Below are 19,742 nucleotides of genomic sequence, written 5' to 3'. Positions count from 1 at the left end.
TGCGCGGTAGTGGAGCCTTATGAGCCTGAGCAATGTGGCGGAACTGGCTGGCTGGGCTTCGGGGCTGGACCGCTTCGGCGAGGCGGTGGCGCTGCTGCCGGAAGATGGGCCCCAGGTTTCCTATGCGGAGCTGATGCGGCTGGCCGATGGCTTCGCGGCGCGGCTGGGTGGCGAGCGGCGGCTGGTGCTGCTGGGCGTTCGGAACGACGTGGCGAGCGTCGCTGCCTATCTGGGGTGTCTGCGCGGCGGGCATCCGGTGCTGCTGCTGGCGGCGGGCGAGGACCATCGGCGGATTTCGGACGCGTTCCGGCCGGATGCGGTGTGGGACGCGGCAAGCGATGTGCTGGAGCTGGCAGAACCGGGCGGCGGGCTGCACCCGGCGCTGGCAGTGCTGCTGTCGACATCGGGGTCGACGGGAAGCCCGAAGCTGGTGCGGCTGTCGGGCGGGGCGGTGGCGGCGAATGCGGCCTCCATCTGCGCGTATCTGGATATCGGGCCGGGCGAGCGGGCGGTGACGACCCTGCCCTTCCACTATTCCTATGGGCTGTCGGTGCTGAACTCGCACCTGATGGCGGGGGCTTCGATCGCCTTGACCGAGCTGTCGGTGGCGCATCCGGATTTTGCCGCGCTGCTGGAGCGGGTGCAGCCGACCTCGATGGCGGGCGTCCCCTATACGCATGAGCTGCTGGCGAAGACCGGGCTGGTGGCGCGGCTGCCGGCGAGCGTGCGGACGCTGACGCAGGCGGGCGGGCGGCTGGCGCCGGAAAAGGTGCGGGCGGTGGCGCAGCTGGGCGGCGCCAGGGGTTTCCGCTTTGTGCCGATGTACGGGCAGACCGAGGCGACAGCGCGGATGGCCTATCTGCCGCCGGAGCTGGCGGAACTGCATCCGGACTGCATCGGCCGGGCGATTCCGGGCGGCGAGCTGCGTCTGGTGGACGAGGACGGCGCCGAGATCGAGGCGGCGCATGTGGCGGGCGAGCTGGTCTATCGCGGGCCGAACGTGATGATGGGCTATGCGCTGGAGCGGGCGGATCTGGCCGGCGGCGCCGAGCTGGACGAGCTGCGCACCGGCGACATCGCCGAGCGGGTGGCGGCGCAGGGGTCTGGCGAGGCATTGTTCCGGATTGTCGGGCGGGCGAGCCGCTTCGCCAAGATCGCGGGCCTGCGCATCGGGTTCGACGATGTGGAGGCGATGCTGCGGGCCGAGGGCGTGGAGGCGGTGGTGACCGGTTCCGACGCGCTGCTGGCGCTGCACCTGCCAGGCGACGCCGGCGCGGCGCAGCGGGAGGCAGCGGTGGCGCTGGTCGCTGCCCGCGCACATGTGCCCGAGGCGGTGGTGGCGGCGGTTTCGGGCGAGGTGCCGCGCCTGCCCACGGGCAAGGTGGACTATGGCGCGATCCGCCGGGCGGCGGAGGCCGAGGCGGCGACGCGCGAGGCGGCGCTGGCGGTGGGCATTCACCCGATCCTGGCCGGGTTCCGGCGGGCATTCAATTCGCCGAAGCTGGGAATGGAGGCGAGTTTTCAGAGCCTTGGCGGCGACAGCCTTGCCTATGTGAACGCGGCGATTGCGGTTGAGAAATCCCTGGGGAGCCTGCCGGCCGGCTGGGAGGAAATGCCGATCTCGGCGCTGGTGGCGCTGGATGCGGGCGGCGCCGAAGCGGCGCCGAAGCGGCGGGGCTGGACCGAGGTGGGCACCGATACGCTGGTGCGCGTGTGGGCGCTGGTGCTGGTGATACTGGGCCATGGCGCGCCGGATTCGACAGGCTGGCTGCGCGGCGGGGCGACCGTGCTGATGCTGCTGGCTGGATACAGCTTCGCGCGGTTCCAGCGGACGGCGTTCGAGCGGGGGCATCCCGGGCCGGTGCTGAAGGGTAGCGTGGAGCGGATGATCCTGCCCTATTTCCTGTTCATGATCCCGATGCTGCTGTTTTCCAACGCGCAGTGGAGCTGGGGCTGGTTCCTGATGCTGAGCACCTGGACCGTGGAAGTGCGCGGGCCGCTGTTTGCCTTCTGGTTCCTGGAGACGGTGTTTCATGCGTTGCTGCTGATGGCGCTGCTGTATCTGCTGCCGCCGGTGCGGCGGCTTTCAAAGGTGCGGCCATTCGAGACGGGGCTGCTGTTCCTGCTGTTTGCGGTGCTGCTGAAGATGTTCGTGCCGCATACGTTGTTTGGCGTGCCCGATACGTTCGGGCATCGGGTGAATCTGCATTTCTATCTGTATGTGCTGGGATTCCTGGTGGCGGTTTCGCGGGGCACGCGGCAGCGGCTGATCGTGCTGGCGCTGGCGATCGGGCTGGGCGCGTGGGATTTCGGGCTGCAGGCTTCGCGCGAATACTGGCTGGCGCTGGGGGCGGCGGCATTGCTGTTCGTGGCAGCCGCGCCGGTGCCGGCGCGACTGGCGGGGCCGCTGTTGCGGATCGCGGCGGCGAGCTATTTCATCTATGTGATCCATGTGCCGCTGCACCATGTCGTCCACTTTGTGCTGAAGCTGCCGGAGCCTTGGGTGAGCGTGCCGGTGCTGCTGGTTTCGAGTGCGGTGGCGGGGCTTGCCTTCGATGCGGCCTGGTCGCGCGGGATGAGCTGGGTGAAGGAACGGTTCGCCTGAACGGCGTTCATTCGGAGGAACGGGGGGGACTTGGGCGAGATTGACAGGCGGCGGATGCTGCTGGTGCCGATTGCGGCGCTGCTGTTCCTGGCGATGCGGCTGCTGCCGCCGCCCGAGGGGCTGGATGCGGAGGGCTGGGCGGTGGCCGCCGTTGCCGCGACCATGGCGCTGTTGTGGCTGACCGAGGCGTTGCCATTGCCGGTGACGGCGATGCTGCCGTTCGTGGCGCTGCCGTTGATGGGGACGATGAAGGCGGGCGAGGTGGCCGGGCTTTACTGGTCGCCGGTGATATTCCTGGTGCTGGGGGGCGCCATACTTGCCGTTGCGGTGGAAACTCACGGGCTGCACCGGCGGCTGGCGCTGGCGATCGTCAGGCGGGCGCCGGGGTCTGCGCGGGGGCTGCTGCTGGCGTTCATGGCGGCGACGGCGCTGATTTCGATGCTGGTTTCCAATACCGCGACGGCGCTGATCATGATGCCGGTGGCGCTGGCGATCGTGATGGCGCTGGGTGAGCCCCAAGCATTGGACGGAAGCGGCCCTGCGGAGGAGCGGCTGGGCACGGCGATGGTGCTGGGGGTGGCCTGGGCTGCGAACATCGGCGGTGCCGGGACGCTGGTGGGAACGCCGACCAACGCGATTTCGGCCGGTATCGTCGAGCGGTCGCTGGGGCTGAAGATCGATTTCCTGACCTGGATGGCGTTCGGCATTCCGCTGGTGGTGCTGGCGATTCCGCTGGCCGGGCTGGTGCTGGTGGTGATGTTCCGGGTGCCGGGCGAGCGGCTGGATCGGGCGCAGGTGCTGGGCGTGCTGGGCGATGCCGGGCCGCTGACAGCTGACCAGAAGCGGTTGCTGCCGATCCTGGCGCTGCTGCTGCTGGGGTGGGTGCTGTGGCCGCTGGCGGCGGCGGCGCTGGGGCTGCCGGCGCCGGACGACGGGGTGGTGGCGATCATGGTTTCGCTGCTGCTGTTCCTGGTGCCTGCGGCCGGCGGCGGGACGCTGCTGCACTGGAAGGACGCGCGCGAGCGGGTGCCATGGGATATCCTGCTGCTGTTTGGCGGCGGGCTGGCGCTGGCGGGTGCCATCACCCAATCGGGGCTGGCCGGCTGGATCGGCGGACAGATGGCGGCGCTGGGCGGGCTGCATGCGGTGCTGCTGGCCCTGATCGTTGTCGCGGTGGTGGTGCTGGTGACGGAATTTGCCAGCAACGTGGCGGCGGCATCCGCCTTCATGCCGGTGGTGGCGGCGGTGGCGCTGCAGACCGGGGTGGCTCCGCTGCCGCTGGTGATGGGGGCCGCCTTTGCCGCGAGCTGGGGCTATATGATGCCGGCGGGGACTCCGCCGAACGCGATTGCCTATGCGACCGGGCGGGTGACGATCGGGCAGATGGTGCGATCAGGGGTGTGGGTGAACCTGATCGGCATCGTGCTGATGGTGGGGGTGAGCTTTGTGGTGGGGGGGCTGCTCTAGGCGAGCCTAGAGCCTGAACCACTTCCACAGTTTCTCGCGGATGCGATCGGCGAAGCTGTAGTGCATCGATCGGTTGTAGCGGTGAACGAGTGGCTGCATGCGGCGGCGGAAGAGGGCGATTTCGCCGGTGCGGCGGGCGTCGGCGAAGGCCGCATGGCTTTCGGCTGCAAGCTCCACCCGCAAGTCGAGCTGCTGACGGCGTTTCGGATTCACGAGGACAGCCGGCTGCACGCGCCGGGGCGGAGCCCATATGCCCGCTCGGGTGGCCTTGCGAAGGCGCCAGGCCAGGCCTTCGCGGCGATGGCGCAGGCCGGCATCCTGCGATTGGGCGACCTCATCGGGGCTGATCCTGTTCAGCTGGAGACTGCCGTCGTCGATGCCGGACTGCAACAGGCGCTGCATCTGGGGCGAGCGGGCGACGATGACGTTGGTGCCGCGCCAATCGTCGATATATTGCGGCAGCCAGGCGTCGCCTATGGAGATGTCGGCTGTTTCGCCGACGACATCGTCGCAATAGTCGCAGGCCTTCAGCTTGAAATAGCCGAGTCCCCAGTTGCCGCCATCGGTTTCCGACATCGGGCGGACGACTTCGGTGCCGTCGCGCGCCTCTGCCCGGAAGGCGTAGGCCGAGGCCTTGCGGTCGGGCAGCTTGTGCCGGAAGTCGATGGTGGAGAGTTCTTCGGGCCGGATACCACCCTGCCAGCCGAGATACTGCGCGAAGCCGGCCGACTTCATGTGGCCGCAGACGATGCTGATGGTGGCCCGGATGGATTGTGCAATGACCGGATCCTGTGCGGCGACGAGGTGCAGCGCCTTGATCATGCAGGGTACGCCGACATAGGCGAGGCGCTGTGGCGGGGCGTGGGCGACCTCTTGCAGGACTTCCGAGATTTCCACCGGGTAATAGCGGGATTTCCGCCCGCGGCGCAGCTCCTCGCCGGTGCGCGAGATCGCGTAGCGGAAGATCGGCTCGCCGGGATTCGCTTCGACGGGATTCGCTTCGACGGGGAGGACGTGGACGACGCCGTCCACTTCGCCGGAGTCGAGGAGGCGGGTGGCAAGCCATGTACCGAGGCCGCCGGAGCTTCTTTCCTCTCGGCTGCGGTCGTCGGTTACATGGCCGGCGAAGGTGGCTGCGTGCCGGCCGATTGCCGGATGGGCCGAGAGCTGCGGATAGAGCCGCTCGGCGATGCTGTCCTCGCTGGCGCTGGTGAAGGGGCAGACACTGGCTGCCCGCGCGGCGGCATCGGCAGCGACAGGCCCCTGCTGCCGCGGCAGATACCAGCCTTCCGGGCGAAATTCCTGCCTGTAGCTGTCGGGCGTCGCGAAGGCGCAGGCGCCGCAGCCGACACAATAGCCACCCTGGATGACGGCTCCGACGGTTCCTTCAATGGGTACGCTGGACATGGGCGGACATTAACTCCGGGCGGGCAGGAGTTGATAGACGCGGCGGAAACAGGCCTCGATCACCTGTTTCTGTTCCGCGATGCGCTCCCGGATGTCGGTGCACAGTGCGCTGTGGTTTGCGAGCACGAGATCCACCCGCTCCATCGTCAGGTCGGCGATGCGGCGGCTGGCCCAGAGTTCGGCGTGATCGGCATCGACAATGAGGTCGCTGCGGCCGAGCATGGTGCCGATCACGCCCTCATATTTGGAGCCATAGGCAAGCGAAATGGCGGGCTTGCCCATCTGGAAGGTGGAAACCGCCGGGTGCATGCGGCCGGTGATGGTGAAAAGGCCGTTGCCCAGAATGAAGCGCGCGCGCGCCTGCAGCACCTTTTCGGTGACCGGCGTGATGCGGTCCTTCAGGTCTTCGGGCAGGCGGGCCATCAGGTCGTTGATGAAATCCGGCTCGTTGCCATAGACCGAGCTGAAGGTGTGGGCGAGCAGGCAAAGCTTGCGGCCGGCCATGCCGGGATGGGCGAGCAACCGGCGGATGATCTCGATCCAGCTGCTGCGATAATCCTCGGGATTGTCGGTGTAGTAGCCGTTCTGCTGCAGCCCGGAGATGACGAGGGTGGCATAGGTATCCGGCGCGAGGCCGTAGCGGGCGAGGATGTCCTGCTCGATGTCGGTGCGACCCTGCAGGGGCAGGTCCATATAGGCGAGGTCCGAGCCCTGGTAGAGCCGATCCTTCAGGCCGAACTGCGTGGTGAGATAGTTCATCGTCCACTTGTCGCGGGCGAAGATGTGGAGATGGGGGAAATCCTCCTTCGCGCTCTGGCGGTTGCGCGGGGTATTGAACGGCCCGATCGTCTGCCCCAGCAGCACCACGGGGCGCTTTTCCGACCAGCGGCGCATGAGGCCGATTCGGCGCCAGATATCCGGGACATAATATTCGGAGAGATCGTCGCCGCCGAGGACGACGACGAGATCGGCGCCCGCCGCCTCGGTTCCGAGGAAGTGGCGGCGCAGCCGTTCGACGCGGCGGCCGATCTGGCCCATTTCGCCCAGCGGCCGGGGAACATGGCGGACGACCTCTGCGCGGGTTCCGGATTCGCCCAGCTCGGACATGATCTGTGCGATATCGGTGGTCGGCTTGAAGTCGCACAGGAAGCGGACCGGGCCGTCGATCAGGCGCGTGAGGCGATCGATGGCGATCAGGCCCATCATCCCGGTGCCGTAATTGTCGAGGCTGGGAAATCCGCGGATCAGGATGTTGATCAATTTCTGCTCTTTCGGGTTCCGGCTGCGATCAGGCTCTAGCGCGCGCGAGATTATGCTGCAACGCACAATGACGGATCGCGGCTCGTCGGCGACCGGTCAGCGGCGGCGAAGCTTTCCCACCATCTCCAGGCTGCGCTTGCGATCGATGGCGAACATCAGCCCGACGTAAAGGAAGACCCCGGTCGCGGCGCCGATTGCAAGACGCGGGATCGGCGGCAGCCCTTCCGTGGCGAGCCGGCCATCGAGGAGGTAGACGAGCAGGGCCATTATCGCGGCCGCAAGCGACTGTTTCCACACGGCGCCGAGGACCGGCCAGGGCTTTTGTTCGAGCAGGCGGACGAGGAAATAGGTGTGCAGTGGCACGAGCACGAAGTTCACGGCCATCTTGCCGATGACCACCGCGACCACGCCGAACGGCACTGCCAGCAGCAGCACGGCGATGTTCATCACGGCGGATAAGATGTTCCAGCGAAACAGGAATCGCGCGCGGCCCTTTGAGGCGAAAATCGCCGAGTTCACCTCTGCCACGGTGGTGAGGAGGGCGGCGATGGTGAGATAGCCGAGCAATTCGGATACCGGCAGCCAGGCCTTGCCCAGCAGCAGTTCGGTGATCGGCAGGGCAAGCGCCCAGATGCCGAGGCAGATCGGCGCCATCACCAGCACCAGCCCCCTGACCGTGGTGAGATAGGCGCGCCACAGCCGCTCCTTGTCGTCCTGGATGGTGGACATGATCGGAAAGGAGACGCGGCGGATGTTCGCCGCGATCGTGCGGATGGGCGCCATGACGATCTGCTGGCTGATGGTGAGAAAGCCGAGATCGGTTGGGGAGATGCGGGTGCCGACGATGGGCCTGTCGGCGCTGGAGCCGATCGTCTGCACGGCGCCGGCGGCGGTGACATAGACGCCGTAGCTGATCAGGGGCTTCAATGCCTCCATGCTGAAGGTGAAGCGGGGGATCCAGCGGGCGTAGAAGAAGGTCATCGCTGCAACGACGGTGGTGATGACGATCTGCTGCATGACCAGCGCCAGCACCGAATGGCCCGCCAGCGCCAGCCCGACGGCGGTCAGCGCCCCGAGGATCGAGGCCGTCAGCTCGCACGAGGCCATCTGCGGGAACTTGAAGCCGCGCTCGAGGATCGACATCGAGACGCCCTGCGCGCTGATCAGCAGGAACAGCGGGCTGATCATCCGCAGGTAGATCGCCAGGCCGGGCTCCTTGAACAGCCCGGCAATGATGTCGGCGCCAAGCAAGACCACCAGCATCATCACCACGCCGAGGCTGAACGAGGCCCAGAAGACGCTGTTCATTTCGAGATCGGTGACATTCTTGCGCTGAACGAGCGAGACGCGCAGGCCGAAATCGGCGAAGACCTGCGAGAACACCATGACGAAGAAGATGAGCGAGAAGAGGCCGAACTCTGCCGGCGAGATGTAGCGCGACAGCACGCTGATGGTGACGATGCCGACCAGCGAGCGCATCAGCCGGCTGAAGATGGTGGCGCCGTAGCCAATCATGGCCGAGCGGGAGAGGCTCTTGCCTTGGGCGGGTTTGTCCATCCGGTCCTGCTTGCACCCTGCAATGGAGTTACGGCTGCGCCGCGCTGCGGTCGCTGGAAAAAGTTGCTAACGGCCGCTTGCCGGCCTGTCCACCTTGGATCGGCGCTCAGCCGCTGCGGGCGAGCTGGGCGAGCAGGATATCCTCGATCCGGATCGCCATCAGATCGGCATCATAGCCTTGTGCGACCTCGCGCGCGGCGGCGCCCATGCGAAGACGCAGCGGCTCGTCGGTTGCGAGCCTTGCCATGGCCCCGGCCTGCGATTCGATGTCGCCCGGCTGGAAGAGGAAGCCGTTGACGCCGTCGTGCACCTGATCGGGGATGCCGCCGCTGCTGGAAGCGACGAGCGGCAGTCCGGCAGCGCCGCCCTCGGTAAGGGTGACGCCGAAGCCTTCGATCCAGCCGCCGATTTCGCGGCTGTGCTGGAGCAGGACGTGGCAGCTTGCAAGGAGGGCGGCCAGTTGCTCGGGAGACATGTAGCCGGTGCGGCGGACAGCGCCGGCGGCGGGGCTGGCGGCAATGGCGGCAGCGAGTTCGGCTTCGGCAGGGCCGTGGCCGACGAAGACCAGCTCGGAGGCGGGGTGCTGCGCGTGCAGCAGCTCGAAGGCGCGCAGCGATTCCAGTACACCCTTTTCGTGGCTGACGCGGCCGACCGAAATGAAGCGGATCGGCTGGCCGGGGAGACGCTGCGGCAGGGGGTTGCGGCCGAAGAGCGCAGTGGGCGCTCCGCAGGGTATCAGGCTGTGTTCCGGGCGCAGGCCGAGCGACTGCAGGCGACGGAGCTGGAAGCTGCCGACGGCGACGAGGTGGTCGATTCGCGGCAGCGTGCGCCGGAGCGCGGCGCGGTAGGCGGGTTGTTCGAGCAGGGCGGAGACATCGCGGCCATGCACCTGTGCCACAATCGGCAGCGCGCCATCGAGGGCGCCGGCCACCGGAATTGCGTTCCAGGCGAAATGGCAGAGGACAGCGTCGATCCGGGCCTCTGCAAGCTCGCCGGGGATCGCCCGGCGGGTGGCGGCATCGGGCAGATAGCCGGCAGCGAGGCCGAGGCGGCGGCAGAGGCGCTGCAGGCGGCCAGGCTTGCGGGTGTTGCCCTGGGAGAAGCGGCGCACCTCGAGGCCGGAGGGCATCGGCAGGGGGTTTTCCGCGTCGGCCCAGCCGAACAGCACCGGCTGGACGCGGGTGAAGGCCGCGAGCTGGCGGAGAATCCAGACTTCGGAGCGGACGCCGAGCTCGGTGGTGATGACCGCGACGCGCGGAAGGCTCTGTGGTGTCGGCACGGGGGTTATCTGGCTTGGCAGGACGGGATGGTCAATGCGGCGGATCAGACGGGCCGCGGCGGCGGCTTTCAAACTCTGCCGCGGTGGCCGCCGAGCTTGGCAAGCGCGATGCGGGCGAGTTCGGGGCCGTTGGCGGGGTCGGCGGCGAGCCAGCGGCGCAGGCGCTTCCATTCGCGCTTGCGCAGGACCGTCCAGCCGTAGGCGCGGTTGGCGGCCAGCGCACGGTCGGCGCGTTCGCCCAGCAGTGTGGCAATTTCTGCGCCGGCCGCCGTGCCGGCATAGCGGGCGGCGAGCGCGCGGCTGCTGCCGGCGATGGCGCGGTAGTCGACGTCGGTGACGCTGCCGGGGGAGAAGCGGCCGCTGACTTCGCCGACGCGGGCGGAGAAGATGTAGTGCGCCTCGTGCAGCAGGGCGAAGCGCTGCCCGGCGACAAGCAGATCCAGATAGAGGGTGAAATCCTCGCCGTGGCGGATATCGGCATACTTCCAGAGGCCGGAGTCGGCGAGGCTGTGGTGGAAGATGGGCTTCAGCAGGCCGAGATCGAGGCCGGATACCGGATCGGGGTTGAGGAGATCTGTGGGGGCGAGCAGGCGCCAGCCGCCGCTGGTGGGGAGCTGGGTGGGGGCAGTGACATTGGCGCCGAGATCGTAGAGGATGGGAAGGTCGGCGACGATCTGCGCGCCGCTTTCACGGGCGATTTTTGCGAGGCGGGCGAGGCGGCCTTCGGCGAAGGCGTCGTCTGCGTCCAGAAGGGCGATCCATTCGCCGGTGGCGGCGGCGATGGCGGCGTTGCGGGTGCCGCCCGGGCCCATGTTGACGGCGTTGCGGACGACGCGGATGCGCGGATCGGCGGCGGCCAGCGCCTTTGCTTCGGCCAGGCTGCCGTCGGTCGAGACGTCATCGGCGATGATGACCTCCAGCTCTCCGGCGCCCGGCTGCGACAGGGTGGAGCGGACGGCGCGGGCGAGATAGGGGCCGGCGTTGTAGCAGGGTACAACGACGGAAAAGGCGGGGCGCGCGGGCATCGCAACTTGGTAGGAGAGGGCTGTTGCAGGTGCAAGCGGAGCGGGGCTTGCGGCAGCCGTTGCGACAAGAGGGCTGTTGGGCTAGTCGGCGCCCACGGAAAAGGAATGCGCGCATGAAATTGATGGCCGGCAACAGCAACCCGACGCTTGCAGAGGAAGTTGCGCGCTATCTGGAGCTGCCGCTGACGGCTGCCTCTGTGCGGCGTTTTGCCGACGAGGAGATTTTCGTCGAGATCCACGAGAATGTGCGCGGGCAGGATGTGTTCGTGCTGCAATCGACCAGCGGCCCGGCGAACGACAATCTGATGGAGCTGCTGATCTGCATCGACGCGCTGCGGCGGGCGAGTGCAAAGCGGATCACCGCTGTGGTGCCCTATTTCGGCTATGCCCGACAGGACCGGAAGCCGGGACCGCGGACGCCGATTTCGGCGAAGCTGGTGGCGAACCTGATTACCGTGGCCGGGGCTTCGCGGGTGCTTTCGGTGGATTTGCACGCCGGGCAGATTCAGGGCTTCTTCGATATCCCGACCGACAATCTTTATGGCGCGCCGGTGATGTCGGCCGATATCCAGGCGCGCTATCCGAGCTATGCGGGGAAGATGATGGTGGTGTCGCCGGACGTCGGCGGCGTGGTCAGGGCCCGCGCGCTGGCGCGGCGGCTGGACAATGCGCCGCTGGCCATCGTCGACAAGCGGCGCGAGCGGCCCGGCGAATCCGAAGTGATGAACATCATCGGCGACGTGAAGGGGCGCTTTTGCGTGCTGGTCGACGATATCGTCGATTCGGCGGGCACGTTGTGCAACGCGGCGCAGGCGCTGATGGACGCCGGCGCCTCGGGCGTGATTGCCTATGTGACGCATGGGGTGCTTTCCGGCGGCGCGGTGGCGCGGGTGGAAGGCTCGGCGCTGACCGAGCTGGTGATCACCGATTCGATCGGCGCGACGCCGGCAGTGACGGCGGCGAAGAAGATCCGCGTGCTGTCGATCGCGCCGCTGCTGGGCGAGGCGATCCGGCGGATTTCGGACGAGAGCTCGGTCTCCAGCCTGTTCGACTGAGCCCGGAGGCGGCGGGCGGCTTTGCCGTCGGCCTCGGTTCTCGCCCTAGAAAAGAGTTGTGAGCCAGTAGAAGATTGCGCCCACGGTTGCCGAGGCCGGAATCGTGATGACCCACGCCACCATGACGTTGCGGGCGACGCCCCAGCGCACGGCCGATGCCCGCCGGGCCGTGCCGGCGCCGATGATGGCGCCGGTGATGGTGTGCGTGGTGGAGACGGGGATGCCCAGCCACGAGGCGGTGAAGATGACGATCGAGCCGGCCGCCGAGGCACTGAAGCCCTGGTGCTGCGACAGCTTGGTGATGCGCGAGCCCATCGTCTCGATGATCTTCCAGCCGCCGGTCAGCGTTCCCAGTGCGATGGCGATGTAGCAGGAGATCGCCACCCAGTGCGGCACGTGGAACTCGCCGGTGAGATGGCCTGTCGAGAAGAGCAGCACGGTGATGATCCCCATCGTCTTTTGCGCGTCGTTCAGGCCGTGGCTGAGGGAATAGGCGGCCGAGGAGACGAGGTGGAGCGCGCGGAAGCGCTTCTCGGCCTTGCGCGAGCCGGTGCGGGCGAACATCCAGCTCGTCACCAGCATCACCGTCATGGCGAGGATCATGCCGATGGTCGGCGACAGGATGATGGCGATCAGCGTCTTGTTGAGGCCCGACCATTGCACGCCGGTGAGGCCTGCGTGCGCGACGCCCGCCCCCACCAGCCCGCCCACCAGCGCATGGCTGGACGACGACGGGATGCCCTTCAGCCAGGTCACGACATTCCAGAACATGGCGCCGATCAGCGCCCCGAAGACGACGGCCGGTGTCACCAGTTCCTTGGCAATCAGCCCCTGCCCTATGGTTTCCGCCACCTTGTGCAGCTGGGGGAAGGCGAGGGTCAGGAAATAGGCGGCGAAGTTGAACGCGGCGGCGAAGACCACGGCATGCACCGGCTTCAGCAGCCGGGTCGCGACCACGGTGGCGATGGAATTTGCGGCGTCGTGCAGGCCGTTCAGGAAATCGAACGCAAGGGCGACGAGGATGAGGCCGACGAGCAGGGGGAAGGCGAGTTCGTGCACGGCGGATCAGGCGTGATCGATGACGAGACCGTCAATCTCGTTCGCGACATCCTCGAAGGCGTCGACGATCCGCTCCAGATGCTTGTACACCTCGCGCTGTACCGAGAAGGTCAGCGGGTCCTTCGGCCCCAGCTCGATGAAGGATCGCTTCAGCCCGGCCTGGTGGATTTCGTCGGCATGGCTTTCCATCCGCACCAGCCGGCCGGTGAGCTCGTGCAGGCGACCGCCATTGCGCCCGATGTCGCGCAGCAGCGGCATGGCTTCGGCACAGAGCCGCGCGGCGTCCACGATGATCGCCGTCATGTCCTTCATTTCCTGCTCGAATTGCCGCACGTCATAGAGGGCGATTGCCTGCACGGCGGCCTGCATTTCGTCGATCGCATCGTCGAGCGAACCGATCAGCGAGGTGATCGCGCCGCGGTCGAAGGGCGTCAGGAAGGTTTCACGCACGGTGCGCAGCACGTCGCGGATGATCTCGTCGGCGTCATGCTCGCGCTCGATCACTTCGCGGATATGGTCGTGGTTGCCATCCTGCATCAGCCGCGCAAGCGCATCGGCTGCTGCGACCACGGTCATCGAATGCGCCTCGAACATCTCGAAGAAGTTTCCGGTCTTGGGCAGCAGACGCTGGAACCAGGCAAACATGGGCATCACTCTCGATTTCTGTGCCACGGCCGTCAGCAGGCCGGTGCGCTGGGTTGCTGCCAGGAACTCGGATTGGCCAAAGGAGCGGATGAGGTCTCTCAGATCCTCTTCCTCGACCGCTTCTGCCGCCTCGACCAGGCTGAACCAGCGGCGCTCGCGTTCGGCCTGTTCCTTCCAGGCAGGCAGTTCGGTGTTCACCGCCAGCGGGAAGACGTCGACGTCGAACATCAGCGAGGAACCGTTGCGCCGCCGCTTTCGATAGCGGTAGGAGCCGAGCGCCGTCGGGCAGACGAGGCCGACCACGCCGGCCTCTTCCCGCGCCTCCAGCGCGGCGGCGGCGTGCGGCGACAGGTTCGGATCCTGGTTTCCCTTCGGGATCACCCAGCGCCCGCTCTCCCGCGAGGTGACGAGGAGAATGCGGACCGGCGCGCCGATGCTGAGCCCTTCAGCACGGTAGGGCAGTGCGGCAATCTGACGAATTGTGGCGGCTCCTCGCTTCGCAAGAAGCGGCGTTACAATTTTATGACAGCCACCCGCAAGCAGAAGCTGTTCGCAAGCCCGGACATCAGAAGCGGTGGGCAAAGCCTATGGCGATGCGGAAATCCTCGGCGGGGCCGTTCAGGCCGATGTCGCTGCTGATATCGATCTGGGTTTCGCTGTTGACGAGGTGGGTGAGGCCGAAGCTGAAGCTGGTGGGGGTTTCGCCTTCTGCATGTTCGGCGAAGACCTCCAGGAACGCGGCGCTGCTTTCGGAGAGTTCATGGTCGAGCGAGAGGGCGCCGGCAAACTGGGCCTGGGTGCCGCTGTCGCTGTGGAGCGTGCCGATGGTGCCGGTGGCGGTGAGGCCGAAGCCTTCGGAGAATTTGGTGCTGCCGGTGGCGGTGAGGCCGCCATCCACCTTGTCTGCGCCGAGGCCGTTGCTGCTGGTTGGGATGGTGAGATAGCCGATGAGGGCAAAGGCGGGGCCGTCGTCGAAGCCGGTGAATTGCTTGCGGACGCGGATCATGGTGTCGCCGAAGCCCTGCACGCGGCCTTCGAAGAGGAAGGGGGAGACGCCGACTTCGGCATCGAAGCCGCCGCCGAGGCCGTAGCGGAAGACGGTGCTGAGGACGGAGAAGCTGCGCTCGCCCTGTTCGGAGCCGAAGCCGGCGAGCTCGGTTTCGAGCTGGAAGCGGCCGGGGGCGACGGCGACGGGGCTGTCGGTGGCGCCGGGGCGGCCGGGGGTGAAGTCCTGCGCGGCGGCGGGCATGGCGAGCGTGAGGGCGATTGCTGTCCGGACTGCACCTTTTGCCATCGTGCGCTCTCCTGCACTTGCCGGGCCGGGATAGGCCTGAATGCAGGGCGGCTCAATGGCTTTTGGCTATCCGATCCCCCGGCACGACACGCCGATCCCCCGGCACGACACTTGGCGCCGGCCGCATCAGGGGAGGGATTTGACCAGCGTCCTTGGGGCTATAGTGCGATAGGATTCATCGAGCCAGTCTTCGAGAAGGCCGGGGTCGAAGTCTGTTGCGGGGGTGAGGCGGGTGGTGATCCAGCCGGATTTGCCGAGACCGTAGCCGGTGGGGGTGCAGGCGTCGAACATCCTTGCGAATTCGTGCGAGACGGGGAGCTTCGTGCCGGCGGTGAGGGCTTCGTCGGTGCGGTAGAGGAAGAGGAAGATCTTCTTGCGGACTTTCACGACGCGTTCGCCCCAGGGGAAGTCTTCCCAGGCCTCCGGGTAGGCGAGGGCTCTGGCGCGGAGGCGGGATTCGAGGGCGGCGAGATCGTTGGGCATGGGCCGACGCGTCGGGCTATTCCGCTGCTTCCAGTGTGGCTTCGTCGTTCAGGGGGTGGCTGATGCGGTTGACCATCTCCTTCGGGCAGACCTGCCAGATCCGGGTGCGGGTGCGGGCCCAGTCTTCGAGCAGGGATTGCGCCCAGACGCTGCCGGTGAGTTCGACGTGGCGCTCTATGAGGTCGCGGCAGCGGGCTTCCCAATGCGCCGAGCCGAAGCGTTGCCAGACGACCGATTCCGGGTTCACCTTGGCGCTGAAGCGGTCCTCCGGGTCGTGGATGAAGGCCATGCCGCCGGTCATCCCGGCGCCGAAATTGTCGCCCACGGGGCCGAGGATGACGGCGGTGCCGCCGGTCATATACTCGCAGCCGTTGGCGCCGCAGCCCTCGATCACGGTGGTGGCGCCTGAGTTGCGGACGGCGAAGCGTTCGCCGGCCTGGCCTGCGGCGAACAGTTCGCCGGAGGTGGCGCCATAGAGGCAGGTGTTGCCGATGATGGCGTTTTCCTGCGTGACGAGCGGCGAGGAGACCATCGGGCGGACGGAGATCGTCGCGCCGGAGAGGCCCTTGCCGACATAGTCGTTGGAATCGCCGAAGACTTCGAGGCGGACGCCCTGCACGGCGAAGGCGCCGAGCGACTGGCCGGCCGAGCCGCGCAGGCGGACATGGACATGGCCGGGTTGCAGGCCGTTCATCCCATATTGGCGGGTGATGACGCCCGAGAGCCGCGTGCCGACCGCCCGGTGCGTGTTGCGGACCGAGTAGGTGAGCTGCATCTTTTCGCCGTGCGAGAAGACGGCGGCGGCATCGCGCAGGATTTCCGCGTCGAGGCTGTCGGGGACTTCGTTGCGCGGGGCGCCGGGGGCGGACTTGCGCATATGGTCGGGCGCGTCGACCTTGGCGAGAATCGGGTTCAGGTCGAGGTCGTCGAGATGCTCGGCGCCGCGGCTGACCTGGCGGAGCAGCTCGGTGCGGCCGATCACTTCATCGAGCGAGCGGACGCCGAGGCGGGCGAGCAGGTCGCGGACTTCCTCGGCGACGAAGCTCATCAGGTTGATGACCTTTTCGGGTGAGCCGGTGAACTTTTCGCGCAGCGCGGAATCCTGCGTGCAGACGCCGACCGGGCAGGTGTTGGAGTGGCACTGGCGTACCATGATGCAGCCCATGGCGACGAGGCTCATGGTGCCGATGCCATATTCCTCGGCGCCGAGGATGGCGGCGATGACGACGTCGCGGCCGGTCTTCAGGCCGCCGTCGGTGCGCAGCTTCACCTTTTGCCGGAGGCCATTGAGGGTGAGGACCTGGTTGACTTCGGAGAGGCCCATTTCCCACGGCGTGCCGGCGAACTTGATGCTGGTCTGCGGGGAGGCGCCGGTGCCGCCGACATTGCCGGCGACGAGGATGGCGTCTGCATGGGCCTTGGCGACGCCTGCCGCCACCGTGCCGATGCCGGCCGAGGAGACGAGCTTCACGCAGACCTTGGCGATGGGGTTGATCTGCTTCAGGTCGTAGATGAGCTGGGCGAGATCCTCGATCGAGTAGATGTCGTGGTGCGGCGGCGGCGAGATGAGGGTGACGCCGGGCGTGGAGTGCCGGAGGCGGGCGATCATCTCGGTCACCTTGAAGCCGGGGAGCTGGCCGCCTTCGCCGGGCTTTGCACCCTGTGCGACCTTGATTTCGACTTCGGTGCAGGCGTTGAGATACTCGGCCGTCACGCCGAAGCGGCCGCTGGCGATCTGCTTGATCGTGGAGTTGGCGTTGTCGCCATTGGCGTAGGGCTTGTAGCGGATGCTGTCTTCGCCGCCTTCGCCGCTGACGGCCTTGGCGCCGATGCGGTTCATGGCGATGGCCAGCGTCTCGTGCGCTTCGGGGCTGAGGGCGCCGAGCGACATGCCGGGCGTCACGAAGCGCTTGCGGATCTCCGAAATGCTCTCGACGGCATCGAGGGGCAGCGGCGCTGCCGCATAGTTGAACTCCAGCAGGTCGCGCAGATAGACCGGCGGCAGCTTGCGGACGCCTTCGGAGAACTTCTTGTACTGGCTGTAGCTGTCGTTGGAGACGGCCTCTTGCAAGGTGTGGATGAGGGCGGCGTCCCACGCGTGCGGCTCGCCGCCGAAGCGGTAGCGGTAGAGGCCGCCGACGGGGAGTGCGGTGGCGGCCCCCATCTGATTGTCCGGGTCGAAGGCGCGTTCGTGCCGTTCGGAGGCGGACTGGAACAGCGACTTGTAGCCTTCGCCGGAGATGCGCGACGGCATGCCGGGGAAGAAATCGGCGACGATGGCGCGCGACAGGCCGACGGCTTCGAAGTTGTAGCCGCCGCGATAGCTGGAGATGACGGCGATCCCCATCTTCGACATGATCTTGAGCAGGCCATCGTCCACCGCCTTGCGGTAGCGGGCGAAGCAGTCCTCGAAGCTGCGGGCGCCGAACAGGTTGCGCGCCTGCCGGTCGGCGATGGCGGCCTCTGCCAGCCAGGGGTTTACCGTGGTGGCGCCGGCGCCGACGAGGACGGCGACATAATGGGTGTCGAGGCACTCGGCCGAGCGGACGTTGATCGAGGCGAAGGTGCGAAGGCCCTTGCGGACGAGGTGGGTGTGCACGCCGGCGGCGGCGAGGATCATGGTGACGGCGCAGCGGCTGGCGGACTGGTGCTCGTCGGTGAGGAAGAGCTGCGACTTGCCGGAGCGGACGGCCTCTTCGGCTTCGGCGCGGATGCGGGTGATGGCGGCGCGCAGGCCCTCGGCGCCTTCGGCATATTCGAAGGTACAGTCGATCTCGGCGGCGGCGCCGGCGAAATGTGCCTGCAGGCGGAGCCAGTCTGCCGAGGAAAGCAGCGGGCTTTCCAGCACCATGACACCGCGCTGGCGATCCTCGGAATCGAGGATGTTGCCGTGGTTGCCGAAGCGGGTCTTGAGGCTCATCACGCGGGATTCGCGCAAGGAGTCGATCGGCGGGTTGGTGACCTGGCTGAAGTTCTGGCGGAAGAAGTGGCTCATCGAGCGCGAGTTGCCCGAAATGACGGCGAGCGGGGTGTCGTCGCCCATCGAGCCGACCGCTTCCTTGGCGTCGTCCACCATCGGCGCGAGGATCAGCTCCATGTCTTCCATGCTGTGGCCGGCGGCGAGCTGCAGCTGGCGCAGCGTCTTGCCCGACGGCTGCTGCACGGCGGGCGGCACGGGCAGATCGTCGATCTGGATGAAGTCGCCGACCCATTCCTCATAGGGGTGGGCGCCGGAGATGGCGTCCTTCAGCTCGCGGTCGCGGAACAGGCGGCCTTCGGCGAGGTCGATGCCGATCATTTCGCCCGGCCCGAGGCGGCCCTTGGAGACGATCTGCTGCTCGTCGAGGAAGACCATGCCGGCCTCGGAGCCGACGACGAGCAGGCCGTCTGCGGTGAGCGTGGTGCGCATGGGCCTCAGCGCGTTGCGGTCGAGGCCGGCGACGGCCCAGCGGCCGTCGGTCATGGCGAGCGCGGCGGGGCCGTCCCACGGCTCCATCACGGAGGCGAAATAGGCGTACATGCTCTTGTGCGCCGGGGGCATGTCGGCGTCTTTCGCCCAGGCTTCGGGGACGAGCATGGTTTTCGCGGTGGGGGCATCGCGGCCGGAGCGGACGATGGCCTCGAACACGGCATCCAGCGCTGCGGTATCGGAGGAGCCGGCGGGGATCAGCGGCTTGATGTCTTCGGAGTGGTCTCCGAAGGCGGTCGCCGCCATCTTGATCTCGTGGCTCTTCATCCAGTTGCTGTTGCCGCGGATGGTGTTGATTTCACCGTTGTGGGCGAGGCAGCGGAATGGCTGCGCCAGCCACCATTGCGGGAAGGTGTTGGTGGAATAGCGCTGGTGATAGATGGCGACGCGGCTCTCGAAGCGCTTGTCGGTGAGGTCCGGGTAGAAGACCGACAGGCTCTCGGCGAGGAAGAGGCCCTTGTAGACGATGGAGCGGCACGACAGCGAGCAGATGTAGAAGCCCTGGATCTGCGCCTCGATCACCTTGCGCTCGATGCGGCGGCGCAGGATGTAGAGCTGCTTTTCGAAGGCTTCGTGTGCAGCCCGGGAGGTGTCGGCCGGGCCGGCGATCATGATCTGCTCGATCTCGGGGCGCAGGCGCGCGGCCTTTTCGCCGATGACCGAGACATCGACGGGCACCTGCCGCCAGCCATAGATGAAGTGACCGAAGGCGATGATCTCGCTTTCGACGATGGCGCGGCAGGACTCCTGCGCGGCGAGATCGGTGCGCGGCAGGAAGATCATGCCGACGGCGAGCAGGTTGGCGCGCGGCGCCTGCCCGGCGCGATCGACATGCTCCAGGAAGAAGTTGACCGGAAGGTCGAGGTGGATGCCGGCGCCGTCGCCGGTCTTGCCGTCGGCATCCACCGCGCCCCGGTGCCAGACCGCCTTCAGCGCCTCGATCCCCGCCTCTACCACACGACGGCTCGGCTTGCCGTCGACCGAGGCCACCATGCCGACGCCGCAGGCATCGGATTCCATGGCGGGGCGGTACATGCCGATGTCGGCGAGGCGCTGGCGCTCGCCGTCGTGGCTGTCGGGGATGTTGGCCCAATGAAGGGGGGATTGGTGCTGGTGCATCTGGGCGGCTTCCGGTCT

General features: G+C 67.3%; 13 protein-coding genes. 3 read left to right on the top strand and 10 right to left on the bottom strand.

What is annotated here, in order from left to right:
- Nucleotides 1-19 precede the first annotated feature (19 nt).
- Nucleotides 20-2,605, top strand: coding sequence for an AMP-binding protein (locus IM784_RS10775; RefSeq protein ID WP_199555325.1), 2,586 nt, complete (start codon nucleotides 20-22; stop codon nucleotides 2,603-2,605).
- Nucleotides 2,606-2,635: 30 nt separating this feature from the next.
- Nucleotides 2,636-4,072, top strand: coding sequence for an SLC13 family permease (locus IM784_RS10770; RefSeq protein WP_199555324.1), 1,437 nt, complete (start codon nucleotides 2,636-2,638; stop codon nucleotides 4,070-4,072).
- Nucleotides 4,073-4,078: 6 nt separating this feature from the next.
- Here IM784_RS10770 and IM784_RS10765 read toward each other — a convergent pair whose 3' ends face one another.
- From IM784_RS10765 to IM784_RS10745, 5 genes are all read right to left on the bottom strand, one after another.
- The gene (locus tag IM784_RS10765) at nucleotides 4,079-5,479 is read right to left on the bottom strand and encodes a Coenzyme F420 hydrogenase/dehydrogenase, beta subunit C-terminal domain (RefSeq protein WP_199555323.1); all 1,401 of its coding nucleotides are present in this window, start codon (nucleotides 5,477-5,479) and stop codon (nucleotides 4,079-4,081) included.
- Nucleotides 5,480-5,488: 9 nt separating this feature from the next.
- Nucleotides 5,489-6,739 (bottom strand): polysaccharide pyruvyl transferase family protein, encoded by a 1,251-nt coding sequence (locus IM784_RS10760; protein WP_199555322.1) that lies wholly within the window; start codon nucleotides 6,737-6,739, stop codon nucleotides 5,489-5,491.
- A 96-nt stretch (nucleotides 6,740-6,835) separates the two neighbouring features.
- Nucleotides 6,836-8,296, bottom strand: coding sequence for a lipopolysaccharide biosynthesis protein (locus tag IM784_RS10755; RefSeq protein ID WP_199555321.1), 1,461 nt, complete (start codon nucleotides 8,294-8,296; stop codon nucleotides 6,836-6,838).
- Nucleotides 8,297-8,402: 106 nt separating this feature from the next.
- Nucleotides 8,403-9,575, bottom strand: a complete 1,173-nt coding sequence (locus IM784_RS10750) for a glycosyltransferase family 4 protein (protein WP_199555320.1) — start codon at nucleotides 9,573-9,575, stop codon at nucleotides 8,403-8,405.
- Nucleotides 9,576-9,643: 68 nt separating this feature from the next.
- A complete protein-coding gene (locus tag IM784_RS10745) occupies nucleotides 9,644-10,600 on the bottom strand; it encodes a glycosyltransferase (RefSeq protein ID WP_199555319.1) in 957 nt (318 codons plus the stop codon).
- Between the two features lie 113 nt (nucleotides 10,601-10,713).
- Here IM784_RS10745 and IM784_RS10740 point away from each other — a divergent pair, with 113 nt between their 5' ends.
- On the top strand, nucleotides 10,714-11,655 hold the full coding sequence (locus IM784_RS10740) for a ribose-phosphate pyrophosphokinase (protein WP_199555318.1): 942 nt from the start codon (nucleotides 10,714-10,716) through the stop codon (nucleotides 11,653-11,655).
- Between the two features lie 45 nt (nucleotides 11,656-11,700).
- Here the strand turns inward: IM784_RS10740 and IM784_RS10735 are convergent, their stop codons facing one another.
- The 5 genes from IM784_RS10735 to gltB form a co-directional block, all read right to left on the bottom strand.
- Nucleotides 11,701-12,714, bottom strand: a complete 1,014-nt coding sequence (locus IM784_RS10735) for an inorganic phosphate transporter (protein WP_199555317.1) — start codon at nucleotides 12,712-12,714, stop codon at nucleotides 11,701-11,703.
- Between the two features lie 6 nt (nucleotides 12,715-12,720).
- Nucleotides 12,721-13,821: a DUF47 family protein gene (locus IM784_RS10730; RefSeq protein WP_207791743.1), complete on the bottom strand. Its 1,101-nt coding sequence runs from the start codon at nucleotides 13,819-13,821 to the stop codon at nucleotides 12,721-12,723.
- A 103-nt stretch (nucleotides 13,822-13,924) separates the two neighbouring features.
- Nucleotides 13,925-14,653, bottom strand: coding sequence for a transporter (locus IM784_RS10725; protein ID WP_199555316.1), 729 nt, complete (start codon nucleotides 14,651-14,653; stop codon nucleotides 13,925-13,927).
- Between the two features lie 126 nt (nucleotides 14,654-14,779).
- Entirely contained in the window at nucleotides 14,780-15,136 is a 357-nt protein-coding gene (locus IM784_RS10720) for an MmcQ/YjbR family DNA-binding protein (RefSeq protein WP_199555315.1), read from the bottom strand.
- Nucleotides 15,137-15,152: 16 nt separating this feature from the next.
- A complete protein-coding gene (gene gltB / locus IM784_RS10715; protein ID WP_199555314.1) occupies nucleotides 15,153-19,724 on the bottom strand; it encodes a glutamate synthase large subunit in 4,572 nt (1,523 codons plus the stop codon).
- Between the last annotated feature and the right edge of the window lie 18 nt (nucleotides 19,725-19,742).

Source organism: Sandaracinobacteroides hominis (assembly GCF_016464365.1).
GTDB lineage: Bacteria > Pseudomonadota > Alphaproteobacteria > Sphingomonadales > Sphingomonadaceae > Sandaracinobacteroides > Sandaracinobacteroides hominis.
The sequence above is the reverse complement of the archived record's forward strand: the minus strand, read 5'-3'. Positions and strand labels throughout refer to the sequence as shown.

Excerpts from the sequence above, each read along its gene's own strand:
- IM784_RS10765 (WP_199555323.1), bottom strand. The coding sequence starts at position 5,479 with ATGTCCAGCGTACCCATTGAAGGAACCGTCGGAGCCGTCATCCAGGGT.
- IM784_RS10755 (WP_199555321.1), bottom strand. The coding sequence starts at position 8,296 with ATGGACAAACCCGCCCAAGGCAAGAGCCTCTCCCGCTCGGCCATGATT.
- IM784_RS10725 (WP_199555316.1), bottom strand. The coding sequence starts at position 14,653 with ATGGCAAAAGGTGCAGTCCGGACAGCAATCGCCCTCACGCTCGCCATG.
- gltB (WP_199555314.1), bottom strand. The coding sequence starts at position 19,724 with ATGCACCAGCACCAATCCCCCCTTCATTGGGCCAACATCCCCGACAGC.
- IM784_RS10740 (WP_199555318.1), top strand. The coding sequence starts at position 10,714 with ATGAAATTGATGGCCGGCAACAGCAACCCGACGCTTGCAGAGGAAGTT.
- IM784_RS10745 (WP_199555319.1), bottom strand. The coding sequence starts at position 10,600 with ATGCCCGCGCGCCCCGCCTTTTCCGTCGTTGTACCCTGCTACAACGCC.
- IM784_RS10720 (WP_199555315.1), bottom strand. The coding sequence starts at position 15,136 with ATGCCCAACGATCTCGCCGCCCTCGAATCCCGCCTCCGCGCCAGAGCC.
- IM784_RS10775 (WP_199555325.1), top strand. The coding sequence starts at position 20 with ATGAGCCTGAGCAATGTGGCGGAACTGGCTGGCTGGGCTTCGGGGCTG.